General features: G+C 55.3%; 16 protein-coding genes. 2 read left to right on the top strand and 14 right to left on the bottom strand.

Annotation, left to right across the window (positions count from 1 at the left end; genetic code table 11):
- Positions 1 to 16: 16 nt before the first annotated feature.
- From hpf to ACT3RW_RS10945, 11 genes are all read right to left on the bottom strand, one after another.
- The gene (gene hpf / locus ACT3RW_RS10895) at positions 17 to 712 is read right to left on the bottom strand and encodes a ribosome hibernation-promoting factor, HPF/YfiA family (protein WP_131088581.1); all 696 of its coding nucleotides are present in this window, start codon (positions 710 to 712) and stop codon (positions 17 to 19) included.
- Positions 713 to 880: 168 nt separating this feature from the next.
- On the bottom strand, positions 881 to 1,483 hold the full coding sequence (locus ACT3RW_RS10900) for a ComF family protein (RefSeq protein ID WP_444613757.1): 603 nt from the start codon (positions 1,481 to 1,483) through the stop codon (positions 881 to 883).
- A gap of 255 nt (positions 1,484 to 1,738) precedes the next feature.
- Positions 1,739 to 3,442, bottom strand: a complete 1,704-nt coding sequence (locus ACT3RW_RS10905) for an LpqB family beta-propeller domain-containing protein (protein WP_444613758.1) — start codon at positions 3,440 to 3,442, stop codon at positions 1,739 to 1,741.
- Entirely contained in the window at positions 3,442 to 5,250 is a 1,809-nt protein-coding gene (gene mtrB, locus ACT3RW_RS10910; protein WP_444613759.1) for an MtrAB system histidine kinase MtrB, read from the bottom strand. The genes ACT3RW_RS10905 and mtrB overlap by 1 nt, the downstream gene beginning before the upstream one ends.
- Positions 5,247 to 5,927 (bottom strand): MtrAB system response regulator MtrA, encoded by a 681-nt coding sequence (gene mtrA, locus ACT3RW_RS10915; protein ID WP_131088585.1) that lies wholly within the window; start codon positions 5,925 to 5,927, stop codon positions 5,247 to 5,249. The genes mtrB and mtrA overlap by 4 nt, the downstream gene beginning before the upstream one ends.
- 135 nt (positions 5,928 to 6,062) lie before the next feature.
- Entirely contained in the window at positions 6,063 to 7,121 is a 1,059-nt protein-coding gene (locus ACT3RW_RS10920) for a hypothetical protein (protein ID WP_444613760.1), read from the bottom strand.
- Complete coding sequence (locus tag ACT3RW_RS10925; RefSeq protein ID WP_131088587.1) at positions 7,114 to 7,485, bottom strand: chorismate mutase; 372 nt, start codon at positions 7,483 to 7,485, stop codon at positions 7,114 to 7,116. Before ACT3RW_RS10925 ends, ACT3RW_RS10920 begins: the two co-directional genes overlap by 8 nt.
- Before the next feature lie 98 nt (positions 7,486 to 7,583).
- A complete protein-coding gene (locus tag ACT3RW_RS10930; RefSeq protein ID WP_444613761.1) occupies positions 7,584 to 9,281 on the bottom strand; it encodes an ABC transporter ATP-binding protein in 1,698 nt (565 codons plus the stop codon).
- Positions 9,278 to 10,264, bottom strand: coding sequence for an ABC transporter permease (locus tag ACT3RW_RS10935; protein WP_131088589.1), 987 nt, complete (start codon positions 10,262 to 10,264; stop codon positions 9,278 to 9,280). Before ACT3RW_RS10935 ends, ACT3RW_RS10930 begins: the two co-directional genes overlap by 4 nt.
- A gap of 2 nt (positions 10,265 to 10,266) precedes the next feature.
- A complete protein-coding gene (locus ACT3RW_RS10940) occupies positions 10,267 to 11,355 on the bottom strand; it encodes an ABC transporter permease (protein WP_444613762.1) in 1,089 nt (362 codons plus the stop codon).
- Positions 11,356 to 11,497: 142 nt separating this feature from the next.
- Positions 11,498 to 13,126, bottom strand: coding sequence for an ABC transporter substrate-binding protein (locus tag ACT3RW_RS10945; RefSeq protein WP_444613763.1), 1,629 nt, complete (start codon positions 13,124 to 13,126; stop codon positions 11,498 to 11,500).
- A gap of 227 nt (positions 13,127 to 13,353) precedes the next feature.
- Between ACT3RW_RS10945 and ACT3RW_RS10950 the strand changes: the two genes are divergently transcribed.
- On the top strand, positions 13,354 to 13,713 hold the full coding sequence (locus ACT3RW_RS10950; protein ID WP_131088592.1) for a hypothetical protein: 360 nt from the start codon (positions 13,354 to 13,356) through the stop codon (positions 13,711 to 13,713).
- Positions 13,714 to 13,822: 109 nt separating this feature from the next.
- On the opposite strand, the gene mnmA is transcribed toward ACT3RW_RS10950, so the two are convergent.
- From mnmA to ACT3RW_RS10965, 3 genes are read right to left on the bottom strand one after another with little or no spacing between them, the layout of a single operon-like run.
- Positions 13,823 to 14,959 (bottom strand): tRNA 2-thiouridine(34) synthase MnmA, encoded by a 1,137-nt coding sequence (mnmA, locus tag ACT3RW_RS10955; RefSeq protein WP_131088593.1) that lies wholly within the window; start codon positions 14,957 to 14,959, stop codon positions 13,823 to 13,825.
- Positions 14,956 to 16,191, bottom strand: coding sequence for a cysteine desulfurase family protein (locus ACT3RW_RS10960; RefSeq protein ID WP_131088594.1), 1,236 nt, complete (start codon positions 16,189 to 16,191; stop codon positions 14,956 to 14,958). The genes mnmA and ACT3RW_RS10960 overlap by 4 nt, the downstream gene beginning before the upstream one ends.
- Positions 16,192 to 16,211: 20 nt before the next feature.
- Positions 16,212 to 17,030, bottom strand: coding sequence for a hypothetical protein (locus ACT3RW_RS10965; protein WP_444613764.1), 819 nt, complete (start codon positions 17,028 to 17,030; stop codon positions 16,212 to 16,214).
- Positions 17,031 to 17,143: 113 nt separating this feature from the next.
- On the opposite strand from ACT3RW_RS10965, the gene folP reads away from it, so the two are divergent.
- The gene (gene folP, locus ACT3RW_RS10970; RefSeq protein ID WP_444613765.1) at positions 17,144 to 18,070 is read left to right on the top strand and encodes a dihydropteroate synthase; all 927 of its coding nucleotides are present in this window, start codon (positions 17,144 to 17,146) and stop codon (positions 18,068 to 18,070) included.
- The last annotated feature ends 1 nt before the right edge of the window (position 18,071 follow it).

Consider the following 18,071-nt stretch of genomic DNA (forward strand, 5'->3'; position numbering starts at 1 on the left):
CGCTGATGACTTACCCTCAGTCGGTTACTAATGCCTTGTCACGGTACCCGCGGGTTTCCGTGGTGGCTTCTTGATCAGATTCTAGTGACGGGTCAAGGCTGATCACACCGTACTGGTACTGTGTGCGGCCGTAGACCACGGCGTGCTCTCCTGTGGCTTCATCGATGAACAGGTAGAACGGGTGCCCGACTAGCTCCATGCGGTCCACTGCGTCATCAACGCTCATCACTTCGGCTGGGAAGGACTTACGGCGAATGACCACTGGCGAGTACTCGGCCTCGGACTCAGTCTCGGAAACTTCTGCAGCTTTCTGAGCCTCAAGAGTGGACTCAACCAACGACTTGTCGCTGGAGGCCGTAGGTAGTGTACTGGTTGCTTCGTGCACGGCCACTGGAGTGTGGTTTCCGCGATGGACCTTACGCTTGTCCCGAGCCTTACGCAGTCGTTCAAGAAGTTTTGCGAAGGCGATGTCAAAGGCGGCGAACTTGTCAGCTCCGCGAGCCTCAGCTCGAACGGCGGGGCCACGTCCAACAACGGTCAATTCAACGGACAATGCCGTGCTCTGGTCACGGGCATGTGATTCTTTGAGGACCTTGACGTCAATGCGTTGAACCTTGGTAGCCAGCTGGTCAACCTTGGTTATCTTCTCATCCACGTACTCACGGAAACGATCCGAAATGGTGATATTGCGTCCGCTGTAGTTCAGCTCCATGGTGTCCTCCAATAGGGAGTCGGGTGACACAACAGTCCGGAAATTCCATCCTTCCGGACTGAAGATGGGCTTTTCGCTGCATCTGTGATGCAACCCATACTTCACCTTAGGCCACCACGCAGAAGATTCAAGTCTCTGAGCCCAAAATTCCTATCGCGGTCAGCGAAATCACTGTTCAGGCTCCTGATTTGGCGGTTTAGTCAGCGCCAAAACAACGGCAAGAGTGACGTCATATCCGGCTTCATGACATGCCATTGCGGCGTGGCGCAATGTTGAACCCGTCGTGAGGACATCATCGATGAGGATGATCGGCTGTCCTGGAACCTTCGCGCGTTCGGCAATGAAATGTTCCCTGCTGCCTCGTCGAGCAGACCCACTTTTGAGTTTCTGCGCCCCACCAAAAGCTGAGCGGACCCGGTAATGCAGCACAGAACGGCAGACTAGCTGCCCGGAGTACAGCCCACCGCGCATTCCATGTTCAAGTATTGATAACACCGGGGAATACCCGCGTTGCCCAACAGCTTTCAGGGAGCTCGGAACAGGAACAATCAAGGTCGATAGCTGCCCTGGTTGCGGGACACAGCTCGCGTTGATCACGGCCGCAAGATAAGGCGCAAAGACACCGCGAAGAAAATATCGTTGTTTGTTCTTGAACGCCAAGACCGCGCGGGCCAGTTCCTTGCCGTAGATCCCGCAGGAACTGACCGAGAGCTGATTGGCCAGTAATGGCAACTCGACATAGTGATGGTGCCCGTCTGGTAGCGGAGGCAAGAAGAGCTGGGATTGTATTTCTCGGCGGCATTCTGGACACAGACGAAAGTCTGCCCGAGAGCACACCGCGCAACTGGTGGGTACAAGAAAATTCAAAAATTCCCGGCCGCCAAAGCTCAGCCAGCGCACCGATCTTCGGTGACTGAATTTGTCAATGGTTCGCAACCAGCTCCACGAGGTTCCCATGGTTCACCGTAGGCGCGTTGCACAGCATCGTGACTGGGCAGCAAGACCAATTGTGGAATAAGTGCCAGCTTAGCCAGGATATGAAACGTCTTGGGCGAAATCATCTAATTCGTGCCACGAATTACCAACACGGGTGTAGAGCTTTTCTTTGGTTTGTGCGTAGACCTCGCGGCCTCCGCCGACTCCGGTGGCAATGCCAATCATTCCCAGCAATAGCTGCAAATGTTCACTTCCACCTTCAAAGGTTATTTGGGCAGCTTCAACGGCCTCGGAATCTTCCAACTTGGCTACGATGATGGAACTATCCGAGTCCCACAGCGCAGTGTTCACCGGAACCTCTGGATAGATTTTCATTGGAGTGTCGGTCAGCCCACGCGGAACACCTTCAGCGTCACGAATAATGCCCGCAACGTAGACGGATGTGGAAGATCCTTCACTGGCCACAATCAATGCACGTGCGCCGTCTCGGGAAATTCGGAAAGAATCGATATTGGCGCCTTCGAGCCAGGCCACGTCAATTGGACGGGCTTCACCCTTAGCTGCGGTGTCTTCTGGGATTGCCATAATTGGGGTCTTCGCCCCATTATCGGCAGTCCACGTCCAGCCTGCGACATCCATGGACGGCTGAATCAAATCTTGACCGCTGAGCTCTAGACGAAGCTTGCCTTGGTCGTTAATCCCCCACAGCTGGGTGCGACGGTCATTGAGGAAGGCGTAGCTATTGCCCACAGGAGACATTGCAGGGTCACGCGGATCGTATGCAGAAACGTCGGGCAGTCCGCCCACGGGAATGATCGAGCGTCCCTTGACGTAGACCAAGTCCTGATCGGAAACACCGATCAACGTATCTTGAGTGCTCGGGTTGATCTGTGCCGGCTCGATCTTGGAATCATCAGACGCCAGGTTCACGTCGTTTTCCTCGCGCAGCATCTTGACCGAATCCACGGATGATAGCCCGGTCAGTGTCGCTTCAACCTGTTGTTTCATCAACAACAACGTGTTGTCTGTGGTGTCGGTAAACGAATCCGAGTTCAAGTCGATAGTGGCTTCACGGTCGCGCACCGGAACGGCGGAGCGCACCAGTTGGCTCGCCGAGGAGAAGGCTGACACCACCGCATTTTGCAGATAAGGGGCTGGGCCTTTGAGCAACGCTTCAACCATGGAGGTGGTGGTTCCTGAGCCCGAGGTGAACCATCGAATGTCCGGGACAAGGTAGGAGTAGCTAGCGTCGTAGAAGTAGAGGGTTTGTGCAGCAAAAATCTTGGTGAAGGTCGAGGCTTCGAGCATGGTGCCGTTAGGCGCTTTGACGATCCGCCATTGATCATCAATCTTGGCTACTTTAATATCTACCGCACGCGTGGTGTGGTTTGGGTAGTTAGTCCGAATACCTTGGGCGTCTACTTCCCCGGTGATCTCTAGCTGAATTGTGTATTGATTCGCGTCGGCACCGTTGACCACGTTGAACGCTTCGTAGATCAAAGTCTGGGTATCGCCACGCCAGGTGTTGCGCAAGTCAGTGCTCATATATTCGCGGGCCACTGCGTAGTCCTCGGCAACTGAGCGGCCAGCTTCAACAAAGCCATCAACAATTTCGCGTGCGTCCGCACCCTCGGCTGGACCTTCGGCCGCGTAGCTATAACTTTCGCCGCTGGAATCTTCCGCGCCAGCTTCGATTTGCTGGACGCCGGAAGAGCGCGGAATTGCTGCACAACCAGTAAAGGCCATTGCTCCGATGAGCAGCGAAGAAAGAAAGAAAAGGGCTTTGTTTTTCACTAGTTTCTCTCCTTCTTGGACTCCGGGACGCTGCTTTGAGGATCGGCCACATCGTCGTGTGCTTGTTCATCTTCGGAAGGAAGAATCAACGGTGTGTAACCAATCTTGGGCACCTCGCCAGTCAACGGGAAGCTGTCTCCCGTGGTGTTCAGGATGGCTTCAGATACGGCAGGCTCCAGTGGCAGCGGTGACGAATCAATCTCGTGATCTTCAGACTTGGGAAGCGTCAGGCGGAAGACCGAACCCACGTCGGGCTTGCCCCAAGCTTCCAAGCGGCCCTCGTGCAGTCGAGTATCTTCCATAGAAATCGATAGTCCCAACCCGGAGCCACCGGTGGTGCGGGCACGGGCGGGGTCGGCCCTCCAGAACCGGTCGAATACGTGGAGGCTGGCTTCTGGAGTCATGCCAATTCCATAGTCACGCACGGTCAAGGCTACTGCCGAATGATTTTCAGCAATGGTGATGTCAATTGGATTGCTTTCACCGTGTTCTACAGCGTTGAGCACTAGGTTACGGATAATACGTTCTACACGGCGTGGATCAACTTCAGCTACGCAGCCTTCGGCCGGTGCGCTGAGTCGGATGATCGAACCGTATTCGTCGGCCACTGGCGTCGCAGTATCAACAACTTTGCGGGCAATGGCGTTCAGGTCCGTTGATTCTCGGTCAAGGACCGCCACACCAGCATCAAAGCGTGAGACTTCAAGCAGATCATTAAGCAGGTGCTGGAAGCGCTCAATTTGGTTGTACATCAGCTCAGCAGAGCGTGAAGTTAGTGGATCAAAATCTTCGCGGGCATCGTGAATAACTTCGGCGGCCATGCGCACCGTGGTCAGTGGTGTTCGCAATTCGTGGGACACGTCAGAAACGAAGCGCTGCTGCATGGCAGAGAGATTATTCAGCTGGGTAATCTGCTCCTGCAAAGACTGGGCCATATGGTTGAAGGCTGTGCCCAGTCGGGCAACCTCATCCTTGCCTGCTACCTTCATTCGTCGGTCCAGGTCGCCTGAGGCAATGCGCTCAGAAACGTAGGCGGCATCAGCCACAGGTCGAACGACGGTTCGCGCCACCGACCATGCAACAAAGCCAACTACTACCAGCAAAATAAGACCGGTGAAAGACAGTGCACGGTTAATGAATTCCAGGGTGTCCTGCACGCTGGAGAGGTCATAGACCAAGTACAGCCCGTACTCACGGCCTGGCGGAATCAGGACCTTTGTACCAACAACCAACCCGGGCTGCGCCTGGTCAGCACTGCCAAGTTCGACAGAACGCCAGTAGATGCCTTGTTCTCCGGCCACACGTTCGGCCAAATCTTGCGGGATAACGCGGGTGGTCAATGACCCTGAAGCCATGGGACCGACGTAGAGACTTTGATCTCCAGCAATTGGCATGAGCACAAAGTCACGCACTACGGTGGCCCCGTCACCTTCGAGGGAGGCCAAGGTGGAATTCACCAAGGCCTGAGTCGAGGCGCGGTCAGTAGTTGACGCAGATTCAAGGATGGAACGGGCCTGAGTCAGGCCGCGCTCAGATTCCTTAGAGATCTGGTTAACTCGCTCATCGTAAAGCGTGGAAGCGATCTGATTAGAAAGGAACGCGCCAGCAGCCAACAGTGCAAGAGTCGTAAAGAGCAACGTGGAAATAACGGTGCGGTAGATCAGATGCCGCTGCCAGCGCAGCTTCAATTCTGTCCAAGGCCGCCAAATCCACGAGCGAAGCTTAGCGACGGTAAAGCGTTTCGGCCTAGAGTGGGCAGACACGTCGAGCGGAACCAACTCTTTACCGGTCGACGTGTGTGAACTCAACTTGCCGAACCCGCCTTATATCCCACCCCGCGTACGGTTTGGATGATCTGAGGCTTCTCTGGATCAATCTCGATCTTTGAACGCAAACGCTGAACGTGAACGTTGACCAAACGGGTGTCTGCTGCGTGGCGGTAACCCCAGACAGCTTCCAACAGCTGTTCGCGGCTAAAGACCTGCTTAGGCTTACGTGCCATGGTGACCAAGAGGTCGAATTCTAGTGGAGTCAATGAAACCGCTTGATTGCCACGGGTCACTTGGTGCCCAGCAACATCAATAGTGACTTCGCCAACCTGTAGCGTTTCGGCTGCGTGGGTTTCATTAGGTCGCAGACGAGCACGCACGCGCGCTACCAATTCTGCTGGCTTAAATGGCTTGGGAACGTAGTCGTCCGCGCCCGATTCCAGGCCGCGAACTACGTCAGCGGTGTCGGACTTAGCGGTCAGCATGACCACCGGTACGTCGGACTCAGCACGAATCTGCTTGCAGACCTCAATGCCATCGATGCCCGGGAGCATGAGATCAAGCAGGACTAAGTCTGGGTTAAATTCACGGAAGGCCGCTAAGGCGCCTGAACCCTCATAACAAAATGCGGCGTCAAAGCCATCATTTTGCAAGACGATACCAATCATTTCCGACAATGCTTCATCATCGTCAACGACTAAAATCCGTGCTTTCATCCTTTATCCCCCTGCAACCTAGCTCTGAGGTTTCAACCATCTGTTCAAACCGGGCAGATCAGCATTACCACTCTTTCAAAGATACATGATTTACCGGTAATTTCCGGCTGTGACCGGCAGTGATAACACAATCGATTACGCGTCGACGCGAGTTTGCTCCAACGCTTGGGCATAGGTCGAGAGCTTCTGTAGAGTGTCCACTGCTTCAGAGCTGGAGCACGCACTGAAATCGCCTCTAGGCATCAATGTCAAAGATCCAAGTTGCGCATCGGAGAGTCCCAGCTGGTGCCACGGCCTAAGAATCGAATGCACCGCCTCAACTACGCCAGGGGCCGATAACCTTGGGGTGAGAACTTGCAGGAAGATCTGTCCTGCGCCCTCAACAAATCCGGCGATGCGCTCCCACTTTCGGTGGTTTAGTCCGTGCGGGTCCACAATCATCGCGGTGATGCCAGCCTGGTTCAGCAAATCAATACGCTCAATCCACCGCTCGTCGGCGGTTGGCAGATTAACAACCGGTTGAACGGAAAAGTTCGAGGATTCGTCCGTGAGCACCTTGAGAAATTCTTGGTAGGCGCTACGAACTTCTGAGCCAGGAATTGAACGCAGGGTTCGATAACCACTGGAAGTCTTAATCGTTCCGTCAAGCACGTCACCGATAAGGGATTCGTCTAACTGCACGGTGAAGGATCGCAAAGTGGTAGCTCGAGCGAGCCGCGCTACGTGTTCCCTGACTCCATGGGCGTACGCAGCAATGATGTCACGGCGAGCGCCGTGGTCACTGATCGAGCGTTCCCCATTGCTCAGGTACACGCTGGCCATTAACGACCACGGGCCAAGCACACTGAGCTTGATCCGCTGTGCAGGTTTTTGCTCCGCGCCAAGGACATCTGCCAGCAAGTTTTCGTCGCTGCGCAGAATGCTGCGTGCGCGCCGTGCGTCGATGCCGTCGTTAACTCCGACTCGCCACCCATGGGGCTGCAAGTCAAAACCGAGGTCTGCGAGCAACGTGGCGCTGCGCCCTACCGCGTCTGCCCCTACCCCGCGGTCTACGAGTTGTGGGAGTACAGCGAGGTTGGGTTCGCCCAGTTCCCCGCGCACTACTTCATGTATTTCCAGCGGGTCCGTGCCGGGAAATTGACAGAAGGAGGTGACAAAAACGTCAGTGCGTTGGCCGAGGTGTTCTTCAGGCATCGTTATGTGAGTCAGAAATATTCTGGTGATGGCGGATGACTTCAGAGATCACAAAATTCAGCAATTTCTCTGCGAATTCTGGATCGAGATGCGCTTCAATGGCTAGGGCGCGTAGGCGTTCGATTTGCGCCTTTTCACGATTTGGATCGCTTGGTGGCAGCTTGTGCTCAGCTTTGAGGTGTCCAACGCGCTGGGTTGCTTTGAATCGTTCGGCCAGCAGGTAAACCAACTGTGCGTCGAAGTTATCGATGCTGCCCCGGATGGCGTACAACTCGTCGAGGACTTCGTTCTTTACCTCGCCGTGCAACGAGCTGGCGTGCGGGTCGAATGACTCGTGTTGTGCAGGGTTTTTCGGCTCGTTCATGGTCTCAAGTTTACGGGTTCACCTCTCAAAACCACCACAAAGTGACATGCCCCAGCTGCGGCGGGTCGCGCAACTGGGGCACGGGCAAAACTGCCGGGCTAATTGGAGGCTTGGTTCAGTTCCTCAATCAGCGCTCGGCGTTGGGCCTGTTCACGTGGGTCTGGCACAGGAAGTGAAGCAATCAACCGCTGTGTGTAAGCATGCTGAGGTTGCGCCAAGACCTTGGAGCCAAGACCTTCCTCAATCAAGCTACCGCGGTAAAGTACGCCCACCCAGGTAGCCAGCTGATCTACTACCGCCAAGTCATGCGACACAAACAGCGCAGCAAAGCCGAGCTCCGTTTGCAGTTCCCTAAAGAGTTCAAGAACCTTGGCCTGCACCGACACGTCCAACGCGCTGGTTGGTTCATCAGCAATCAAAAGTTTTGGATCCAAGGCCAAGGCGCGAGCCAAGGAGGCACGCTGACGCTGACCTCCAGAAAGCTCATGCGGGTAGCGCTGGGCAAAACCTGCGGGAAGCTGTACCGCTTCAAGCAGTTCGTTGACCTTGCTCCTACTTTGGGAAGGATTCAGCTCGCGGTGCACAGCCAGCGGCTCGGCTACACATTCTCCGATGGTCAGATGCGGATTGAAGCTGGCGGCAGGATCCTGGAAGACAAACCCGATCTGCTCGCGCAAGGGTTTGAAGCTACGTTCCTTGAACGATGCCATCTCATAGCCCAGCACCTTCAGGGAACCCGAGCTGATTCGATTCAGACCTGCAATGCTTCGACCGATGGTGGTTTTGCCAGATCCGGATTCACCCACAAGGCCATAAACCTCGCCTGCGTGAATTTTCAGGTCAACATCTTTGACCGCGGTGAAACCTGCTGAGCCAAAGCGACCCGGGAAATGCACCCCTAGCCCTTGAGCTTCAACAATGACTGGCGCGTCCTGGTGCGGACGCTGGGTCAGCGCAGCCGAAGCGCTGTCTCTGCCTAGGTGAGGCACAGCAGCCAACAGTGCTTTGGTGTAGTCCTCTTGTGGGCGTTCAAACAGCTCCAGGGCCGGAGATTGTTCGACAATCTTTCCCTGGTTCATCACCACAACTCGGTCAGCGATGTCAGCTACCACGCCCATATTGTGCGTGATGATGACAATGGCGGTACCCAGTTCTTCGCGCAAGTCTCGCAATAAGGAGAGAATCTCGGCCTGTACCGTAACGTCCAACGCTGTGGTTGGCTCATCGGCGACAATCAGTTTTGGCTTTAGCGCCAGTGCCGCTGCAATGACCACACGTTGTTTTTGACCACCGGAGAATTGGTGCGGGTAGTAATTCACGCGCTGCTCTGGATCCGGAATACCCACCTGAGCCATCGCTTCAATCGCGCGCGCCTTGGCTTCCTTCTTGGAAATCTTGTTGTGGGTACGAATCCCCTCCATGATCTGCCAACCCACGGTGTACACCGGGTTCAGTGCCGTGGAAGGTTCCTGGAAGACCATCGCGACGTCGCGTCCGCGCACTGCACGTAGCTCATGCCCACCAAGGGTGAGCATGTTCTTTCCGTTCAGGTACACCGCGCCGCGGGCTGCACCGTTTTCGGCCATGATTCCCAGCGCGGTGCGAGCGGTCACGGACTTGCCTGAACCGGACTCGCCCACAATAGCCAGAATCTCCCCTGCCTTGACGTGCAGGTCCACGCCGCGCACGGCTGGAACTGCTCCTGCGTCGGTGACAAAGTCAATGTTCAGGCCCTGAATGCTCAGTACGTTCTCGGCGTCATTACTCGACGGCGAAGCTGCAGAACTGTGTTTCACTTGCTTGCTCCTGCCTGTGCGGACTGGGTAATTCGCTTTGCCTTTTTACGGCTGAAGCGCCGCAAACGCGGATCGTTGAGATCATTCATGGATTCGCCAACCAAGGTCAGGCCCATCACGGTGAGCACGATGGCCAGTCCTGGGAACATTCCAGTCCACCAAATACCACTGGTCGCATCGGACATCGCGCGGTTCAGGTCATAGCCCCACTCGGAGGCGGCGGTCGGTTCGATACCAAAGCCCAAGAAGCCCAACCCGGCGAGGGTCAGCAGTGCTTCGGTAGCGTTCAGAGTGAAGATTAATGGCAGGGTACGGGTGGCGTTACGCAGTAGGTGGGTAAACATCACCCGCCATGGGCTTGCGCCAATAACCTGTGCGGATTCCACAAATGGTTCTGCCTTCAGACGCATCACTTCGGCTCGGACCACACGGAAGTACTGAGGAATAAATACGACAGTAATGGATATTGCTGCTGCCATAATGCCGCCAAAGAGCGAGGATTGCCCTTGAGAAATCACAATGGACATCACGATGGCCAACAGCAGTGAGGGGAACGCGTAGATAGCGTCTGCAAGGACCACCATGATGCGATCAAACCAGCCACCGAGGTAGCCGGAAATAAGTCCCAGCAGTACGCCGATGAACAAAGACATGACTACTGCGGCCAGGATGACCCAGATTGCAGTTTGTGCACCGAACAGGGTGCGTGAAAAGACGTCGTACCCAGTGGAAGTGGTCCCCCAAAGGAACTTTGCGTCCGGGGCAGCTTGGCGTGGGAAGTCACCAGATGCATCTGAGGACTGGGCAAAGCCAAATGGTGCCAGCAGTGGAGCCAAGAGCGCGCTGAGAATGAATACTGCGCACAGTACAAGACCAGCCACGAGCATGCCACGTTGAAGTCCAGAGGACATACGCAGGTGTGAAATGACCGGTAATGATTTGAACCGTGAGCCGGCGGAGCTAGGCAAAGTTGGTGTAGTCATGTTTAGTACCTGACTCTCGGGTCGATCAATGCAGCCACAACGTCAACAATAAAGTTGGTCACGGCAACGATTATGGCCAGTAGCACCACGATGCCCTGCACTGCCACGAAGTCACGGGCGGTGAGGTATTCGGCGAGCTTGAAGCCCAGGCCGGACCATTCAAAGGTGGTTTCGGTCAGTACCGCGCCACCGAGGAGCATGGCAATTTGCAGGCCCATCACGGTGATAATCGGAATCAGTGCTGGGCGGTAGGCGTGCTTGGTGGTCAGACGGAATTCGCTAACACCGCGGGAACGTCCCGCTTCAACGTACTCACGTCCCAAGGTTCCGATGGCGTTGGTGCGTACCAGGCGCAAGAACACGCCGCCAGTGAGCAGACCCAATGCCAGGGCAGGAAGCAACGCGTGCATGGCGACGTTCCAGAACGCTTCCATATTTCCGCTTCGCAGGGCATCTAGCCAGTAAATGCCTGACGGGCTCTGCAAACCGGTGAGGGTTAGTTCGGTTTCCCAGTCGGCGCGTCCGCTAATTGGCAACCAGCCCAGCCACACACCAAATACAAGTTTGAGGATCAGGCCTGCAAAGAACACTGGAGTTGCGTAGCCAAGAATCGCCAGGATGCGCAAGATGGCATCAGGGTAGCGGTCACGGAATTTGGCCGCGACCAGCCCCAGCGGAATTCCGACGATCAATGCGACTATTACGGCGTTGATTGCTAGTTCTAGGGTCGCTGCCCCGTAGGTGGTCAACACTTCGGTAACGGCACGGTTATCACTTAGGGTACGGCCCAAGTCGCCGGTAAAGATTTGTCCGAGGTACTCAAAGTACTGGATCAATATTGGTCTGTCGTATCCAGCTTCGTGGATTCTGGCGGCCAACTGGTCCGGGGTCAAACGTCCGCCCATGGCAGCGGTGATCGGATCGCCGGTCACGCGCATGAGGAAAAAGACCACTGTGATGAGGATGAAAACAGTGGGAATAATGAGCAAGAAACGGGTGATCAGGTAGCGGAGAAATCCGCCGCCTTGGCTCTTGGCTTTAGGTGCTGCAATCGGGCTAACTTCTTGCCCCGGTGGTGACGTGATAGTCATCGTCAGTCCTTATTGTTCACGATGCGTGGCATGGGTCTATATCAGGGTGTTGTTTAGGCACACGCCAAGGGGATCCAACCTGCGCTGATACTCACGCGCACGTCAGATCCCCTTCGATTTGATGTTGTCGAGCAGTGCTTAATTACTTGTTCAGTACGCCAAGGCGGAACTTGAACGATGCGTCCAAAGTCTTATCCACGTTCTTAACGTCCTTGCCAGCAATGGCGACCTGCGAACCCTGCAACAGTGGCAGCGTCGACAGGTCTTCAGCGACCATAGTCTGCAATTTCTCAATTGCCTTGGTACGTTCGCCTGCATCGGTCATGCCACGTTGATCTGAAATCAACTTGTCGACCTCTGGGTTGTCGTAGTTGTTCGACAGGAAGTTGTCCTTGGCGAAGAACGGCGACAGGTAGTTATCGGCATCCGAGTAATCCGGCATCCAACCCAGCTGGTAGGCAGGGTAGTCGGTGACGCGCTGCTTCTGGTAGGTCACCCATTCGGTGGACTTCAAATCAACGTCAAACAGACCGTCGGCTTCAAGCTGCTTTTCAACCAATGCGTATTCATCACCGGAGTTTGGACCGTAGTGATCTGGGTTGTACTGCAAGGCAAGCTTGACTGGAGTCTTGACCCCTGCGTCTTCAAGAACCTTCTTAGCCTTGGCTGCATCTGGCTTGCCGTCGGTGCCGTACAGATCCTTCAGCGGCTCGGCAGCTCCGGTGAATCCCTGCGGAACATATGAATACGCAGGGGTGAAGGTGTTCTTGTAGACGTTTTTTGCAATGGCTTCACGGTCTACCAGGTGAGCAGCGGCCTGGCGCACAGCCAAAGACTTCTTCTCATCGGCGTCACTGGTCTTGGCACCATATGGCATGGTGTCGAAGTTGAAGACGATGTAGCGCAGTTCGCCACCTGGACCCTTATGAACGGTCAGCTTCTCGTCCTTGCCGAGGTCTTCGATGTCAGTTGGGGTCAGTGAACGCCATGCGACGTCAATCTTGCCCTGCTGAACTTCGAGCTTCAGGTTATTGGCATCCGCGTAGTACTTGATCGCAGCCTTGTCGTTGGCTGGCTTGCCCAAGACACCTGCGTAGGAATCATTGGCGCTGAAGGAGATCAGGTTGTTCTTGTTGTACGAATCAATCACGTACTGGCCACCGAAGGCCTTGCCTTCAACGATCTTCTGGTCATCCAGAACCTTGTCGGCTGGGAAGACTTCGTCATCAATAATCGGTCCAGCCGGTGAAGTCAAAACCTGTGGGAATGTCTGGTCATTAGCAACCTTGAGCTTGAAGACCACAGTGCTGGCGTCAGGTGCCGTAATGGAGTCAACGTTGCCCAGTAGCGAGGATGGTCCGTTTGGATCTGCGATCTTGAGCTGGCGATCGAAGCTGAACTTTACGTCCTTGGAATCCAGGTCGTGTCCGTTGGCCCACTTCAAACCAGTCTTGAGCTTGACCGTGTACTCGGTAGAAGTGGTGAATTCTGCCGACTCAGCCAGGGAGTTGGATGGATCTGGGCTGCCAGGCTCGGAATTCAACAGGAACGGGAAAATCTGGTTCATGACCATGAACGAACCGCTGTCATAAGATGCTGCTGGATCCAGGGAGGTCACTTTATCGGTGGTTCCTAGAGTGATGGGGGCGCTAGTCTTGCCCGAGTCACCGGAGTTGCTGTCTTCTGCGGCTGAGGTGCAACCGGTCAGAGCTAGGGCAGAAATACCCACAACGGCTGCTGCGAGTCGCAGTCCGTTCTTTGTGCGAGTCATGAAAGGTCCTTTTCTAGGTACACGCATGTGCGGTGATGATTAACACATGTTTCACATATCCTAAGTGATGCACCGCACCAAATACGAACAAAACCTACGGTTACCGGCCAGATTTGCGTCTGGCAACGGATCAATATGTGCTTGAGACCACGGCGTTTTGCACGGTTTGATGCTCCTAGAAAAAATTCTTCCCACCAGAAATCTTTGGTGACATAAGCTAGATGTCAATGATGACTCGTAGAGACGCGGCAATCGCGTTAGATATCCCTGTAGAGATGGCCAAGCGCCATGGAGTTCCGTCGCGGATGACCGAAGCGGAATTCCGAGAGTTGAACACCAATCCACCGGCGTGGCTGGCTCAATCGCGCGAAAACCGCACCGGCAAGCGTCCGGTGTGGATCCATCTGGTCTGCGCAGTATGTGGATTCAGTGAATACGAGCGCCCCAAAAAGTGGTGGCCTACCTTTGACTTTGTCCATTGCCACATCCACTCCCCAGCTCAGCTTCCCAAACTAGAAGCCGGTAAGACTCGCGTGGAGTACCAAGACATTTCCGCCCACATGTTTGGCATTGTTGACGAAGGCTAAGCACAGAATGAACTACTAGCCGCCAATTGGGTAGCTAGTTGTTTTTGGGTAAAAAAATCCTCGCCCTCTCAGATTTTTGCATCTGGAAGGCGAGGATTTTGTCTTTGAACTAGTTGACCTTTTCAGAATCCCACGCACTGGAACGGGCCGAATCAAGGGTCGCCTGGCCTAACACTCGACTGCCCTGGTAAACGACCATGGTCTGGCCCGGTGCCACGCCACGCATGCCCTCAGGCAAGTTGACTACGAGCTCGTCGCGTCCTTCGGCGGAACGCTCCATATGCGCTACTGCCTCGACTGGGTCGCCGTGGGCACGCACCTGAACCATGCAGTCAAACTTTTCGCCGGTGAAGACCTCAGCGATCGGAACACCTGCCCAAGAGATCCTGATTCCGCGCAGCTGATCTACCGCCAGCAATGCTTCAGGACCGACGATAACTTTGTTTTCCTTCGGACGGATTTCGAGCACAAAGCGCGGCTTACCATCGGCTGCCGGACGGCCCAAGCGCAGACCCTTGCGCTGACCCACAGTGAACGCCTGTGCGCCTTCGTGCTCACCCAGGGCATTGCCCTCATGGTCAACAATTTCGCCGGGCTTCATTTCGATTCGCTCAGCAAGCCATCCGCGGGTGTCGCCATCAGGAATGAAGCAGATGTCGTAGCTATCTGGCTTATTAGCCACGGTCAGTCCGCGAGCAGCTGCCTCGGCACGTACTTCAGCTTTAGATGGAGTTTCTGCCAGTGGGAACATGCAGTGCTCAAGTTGTTCATGAGTCAGCACGCCCAATACGTAGGACTGATCCTTAGCCCAATCGGCGGCACGGTGTAGTTCTGGTGCACCGTTGTCATCACGCAATACCTTGGCGTAGTGACCGGTGCATACTGCGTCAAAGCCTAGAGCTAGTGCTTTCTCAAGCAGGGCAGCAAACTTGATCTTCTCGTTGCAACGCATACAAGGGTTTGGGGTGCGCCCTGCCTCGTATTCGTCAACGAAGTCCTGAACCACGTCTTCGGCGAACCTGTCGGAGAAGTCCCACACGTAGAACGGGATCCCCAGCTTGTCGCAGGCACGCCATGCGTCGTTAGAGTCTTCCACCGTGCAGCAACCGCGCGAACCGGTACGCAGGGTTCCTGGCATGCGTGAGAGGGCTAGGTGGACACCGACGACATCATGGCCGGCTTCAACTGCGCGAGCTGCGGCAACCGCCGAGTCCACGCCTCCGGACATCGCTGCTAGTACCTTCATCGTGTAAACCCTGTTCCTGCCGTGTGGATGCTGCTTTCATCGGCTGCCATGCCAGCCTTCTTTGCCTTTACGTACGCTTCTGGCAAAGCTTCTATTAATGCGTCAACGTCTGCGCGCGTGGATGTATGCCCCAATGTGAAGCGTTGCACACTGCGAGCGCTGCGCGCATCTCGTCCCATAGCCAGCAAAACATGAGAAGGCTGTGGAACGCCAGCGGTACATGCCGAGCCGGTCGACGAAGCGATACCCACCATGTCCAAGAGGAAGAGCAATGAATCTCCCTCACATTCAGGGAAAGTGAAATGCAGATTTCCAGGCAACCGGGTGCCCTCGTTGGCCGCATCACGTGGTCCGTTGAACTGTGCCTCAGGAATCAACTGGGTAATGCGCTGTACCGCGTATTCGCGCAATTGACTCAATCGTTGGGCTTCGTCACCAAGCTGTGCACGCACGGCGTTGGCCGCTGCGGCAAATCCTGCGGCGCTGGCCGCATTCAACGTCCCGGAACGAAGCTTTCGTTCATGACCACCGCCGTGCTGTACCGGGGTGAGAACAATGTCGCGACGTACCAACAGCCCGCCGATGCCTACCGGCCCACCAATCTTGTGCGCACTAATGGCCATGGTCGCTAGGTTTGACTTGGCGAACTCCACTTGAACTGCGCCGAATGCCTGTACCGCATCTGAGTGAACCGGAATGCCGTACTGAGCAGCCAGGGCGGCAAAGGCCGCCACCGGCTGTACGGTACCCACTTCGTTATTGGCCCACATCAATGTCGCTACAGCGATGTGCTCATGGTGTTCAGCAAATAGTGCAGCCGCCGCTTCAAGATCAATAACCCCGTCGTGGTCTACCGGCAGCCAGAGCAGCGTTGCGTTGTCGTGCTCTTCTAACCACATTGCAGTATCAAGTACTGCGTGGTGCTCAATACCGGTCAAGGCAATTGTGCGCGCTTGATCGTTTTTTGCCACACGATTCCAAAACAGTCCCTTGATGGCAAGGTTGTCTGATTCGGTGCCGCCTGAAGTAAAAATGAGCTCACTGGGGTGAGCGCCGGCAGCAGTCGCGACCGCTTGGCGTGATTCATCAACTACACGGTTGGCGCTACGGCCTGCCCCATGCAGTGACGAAGGGTTGCCAGTACGCGAGTATTGTTCGGTGATGGCAGCCAAGGCTGCCGGATTTAGATCAGTAGTTGCCGCATGATCCAGGTAAACGGCGGAAGTATTCATAGCTCTTTAATGGTACGGCTTTAGTCAGCCTCGTTTGAATGCCCAATCCGTGTGAATTGGCCGACCTCAATGGTTTCCAAATCAGGGTTTGCCAGCACCGCTTCGATCAAATCTGCGGGGCCACCAAGAATGGTGCAGTCATCAAATGGTTCGGTGGACAGCATCCACCGGTGATCAGTGGCAAAGGTCAACGCCGGGCGTTGAGTCTGCTCACCGTCGGAGGTCCGCGCCCACACTGGGCGGGCCAAGAACTCTTTATCCACTTCAAACAGGTGGTAGTTCCGGTAGCCGCCACCCAATTCCAATGGTGCGGATTCCAGCACTTCTGCGCCGAAGGCTGGTTGCTGGGCCAGCGCCAGTGCCGCCTCAAAGGCTTGCTGATTTTCTTCTTCACTGAGCTGAGGGTCGGGTTCCTGATCAATTTGGATTCGCTCCCCACCCTCGATGAAGGCGTAGCCTGCCCACAGACCGGCAACGTATCGCTGGTCTGCCGCGTCAGTACCGGTCAAGGTCTTAACCAGTGACTGCCACTGACCTTCGGGAAGTTGATCCAGAGGCAAGTCCGTATCCACCCATGAGTCTTCAGCGGTGGGGTTTCCTTGCGCGTCCAAACCCGCCACGGTTTCAAACAGATCCGCAGCGGTAATGATGTGATTACGACTTTGCGCTGCAGTGGCCCAGCTGACCAATTGATCATCTTCGTCCAGGGCTGGGTGCAAGATCCGAACGTAACGTTCGTAACCTACGGGAACTTGGGCGACCACTGTGGTTGGGTCGGCCGATGCGCAGGCAGAAGCTACCCACTGGCCACGTTCTGCTGGGATATGTGAAAACTGCATGTCTTTAGCCTAGCGAGGTCTGACACCGAATTCTGCCTTGCCCGGGTGCTCAATGGTATGAATGAGTCAGGACCTGTTGGCACCAACCGTTTACTGCAAGGGAGAAGTTATCGATGTTCAAGCCTGACCTGTTGGTTCCGGTGCATGAGTTTTCGCGGAAAACCATCGATTTCTCCCGTCAAATTGCCGTCATGGCAGTGATCAACCGCACCCCGGATTCTTTCTATGATGCAGGTTCCACCTTCGTTTTGGATCAGGCAGTGAACGCGGCGCTTCAAGCCGTACAAGCCGGTGCGGACTGGGTTGATATCGGCGGAGTCCCTTTCTCTCCCGGTCCAGAACTAGCGTGGGAAGAAGAAGCTGAACGCATCGTTCCGGTGATCAAGGCGGTGCGCGAAGCCAGCGACGTAATCATCTCCGCCGACACGTTCCAACCTAAAGTGGCCCAGGCAGCCATCGAAGCCGGCGCCGACGTCATCAACGATACGACCGGCTTGGCGTATCCCGAGCTCGCGCAGGTTGTTGCGAAAAACGACGTACATCTGGTGATTACTCATTCGTTGGCCAAACCGCGAACGATTTACCCACGCCCTACCTACACCGATGTAGTGGCTGAAGTGCGCGAGTATCTGAGTCAAAAGGTTCAGGTGGCTCTCGATGCCGGTATTTCACCGTCCAAGATCATCGTGGATCCGGGCCACGATCTGAACAAGAACACCGCACAAACTTTAGAGCTCACCGAACGCTTCGAAGAGTTCGCCAACTTGGGATACCCTGCCTTGGCCGCTGTATCGAATAAGGACTTCATCGGAGAGACGTTGGACCTGCCTAAATCGGAGCGCACCCTCGGCTCCATGGTCGCAGCGACGATCTGCGCCATGAACGGAGCGCGCATCTTACGTATGCACAACATCGCAGAGTCGGTACAAATGGTTCGCATGATAGAAGCCACCCACGGCTGGCGAGAACCTGCGTATCAAATTCATAATATGGGGGACGTAAATCCTCCCGCTCATCCGGAACGCAGTCAAAGCAACTAGA

The sequence above is a fragment of the Glutamicibacter sp. AOP5-A2-18 genome, from assembly GCF_052446055.1.
Lineage (GTDB): Bacteria > Actinomycetota > Actinomycetes > Actinomycetales > Micrococcaceae > Glutamicibacter.

Coding starts and splice junctions, on each gene's coding strand:
- hpf (WP_131088581.1), bottom strand. CDS start 712: ATGGAGCTGAACTACAGCGGACGCAATATCACCATTTCGGATCGTTTC.
- mtrA (WP_131088585.1), bottom strand. CDS start 5,927: ATGAAAGCACGGATTTTAGTCGTTGACGATGATGAAGCATTGTCGGAA.
- ACT3RW_RS10920 (WP_444613760.1), bottom strand. CDS start 7,121: ATGCCTGAAGAACACCTCGGCCAACGCACTGACGTTTTTGTCACCTCC.
- ACT3RW_RS10925 (WP_131088587.1), bottom strand. CDS start 7,485: ATGAACGAGCCGAAAAACCCTGCACAACACGAGTCATTCGACCCGCAC.
- ACT3RW_RS10935 (WP_131088589.1), bottom strand. CDS start 10,264: ATGACTACACCAACTTTGCCTAGCTCCGCCGGCTCACGGTTCAAATCA.
- ACT3RW_RS10940 (WP_444613762.1), bottom strand. CDS start 11,355: ATGACTATCACGTCACCACCGGGGCAAGAAGTTAGCCCGATTGCAGCA.
- ACT3RW_RS10945 (WP_444613763.1), bottom strand. CDS start 13,126: ATGACTCGCACAAAGAACGGACTGCGACTCGCAGCAGCCGTTGTGGGT.
- ACT3RW_RS10950 (WP_131088592.1), top strand. CDS start 13,354: ATGATGACTCGTAGAGACGCGGCAATCGCGTTAGATATCCCTGTAGAG.
- mnmA (WP_131088593.1), bottom strand. CDS start 14,959: ATGAAGGTACTAGCAGCGATGTCCGGAGGCGTGGACTCGGCGGTTGCC.
- ACT3RW_RS10960 (WP_131088594.1), bottom strand. CDS start 16,191: ATGAATACTTCCGCCGTTTACCTGGATCATGCGGCAACTACTGATCTA.
- ACT3RW_RS10965 (WP_444613764.1), bottom strand. CDS start 17,030: ATGCAGTTTTCACATATCCCAGCAGAACGTGGCCAGTGGGTAGCTTCT.
- folP (WP_444613765.1), top strand. CDS start 17,144: ATGTTCAAGCCTGACCTGTTGGTTCCGGTGCATGAGTTTTCGCGGAAA.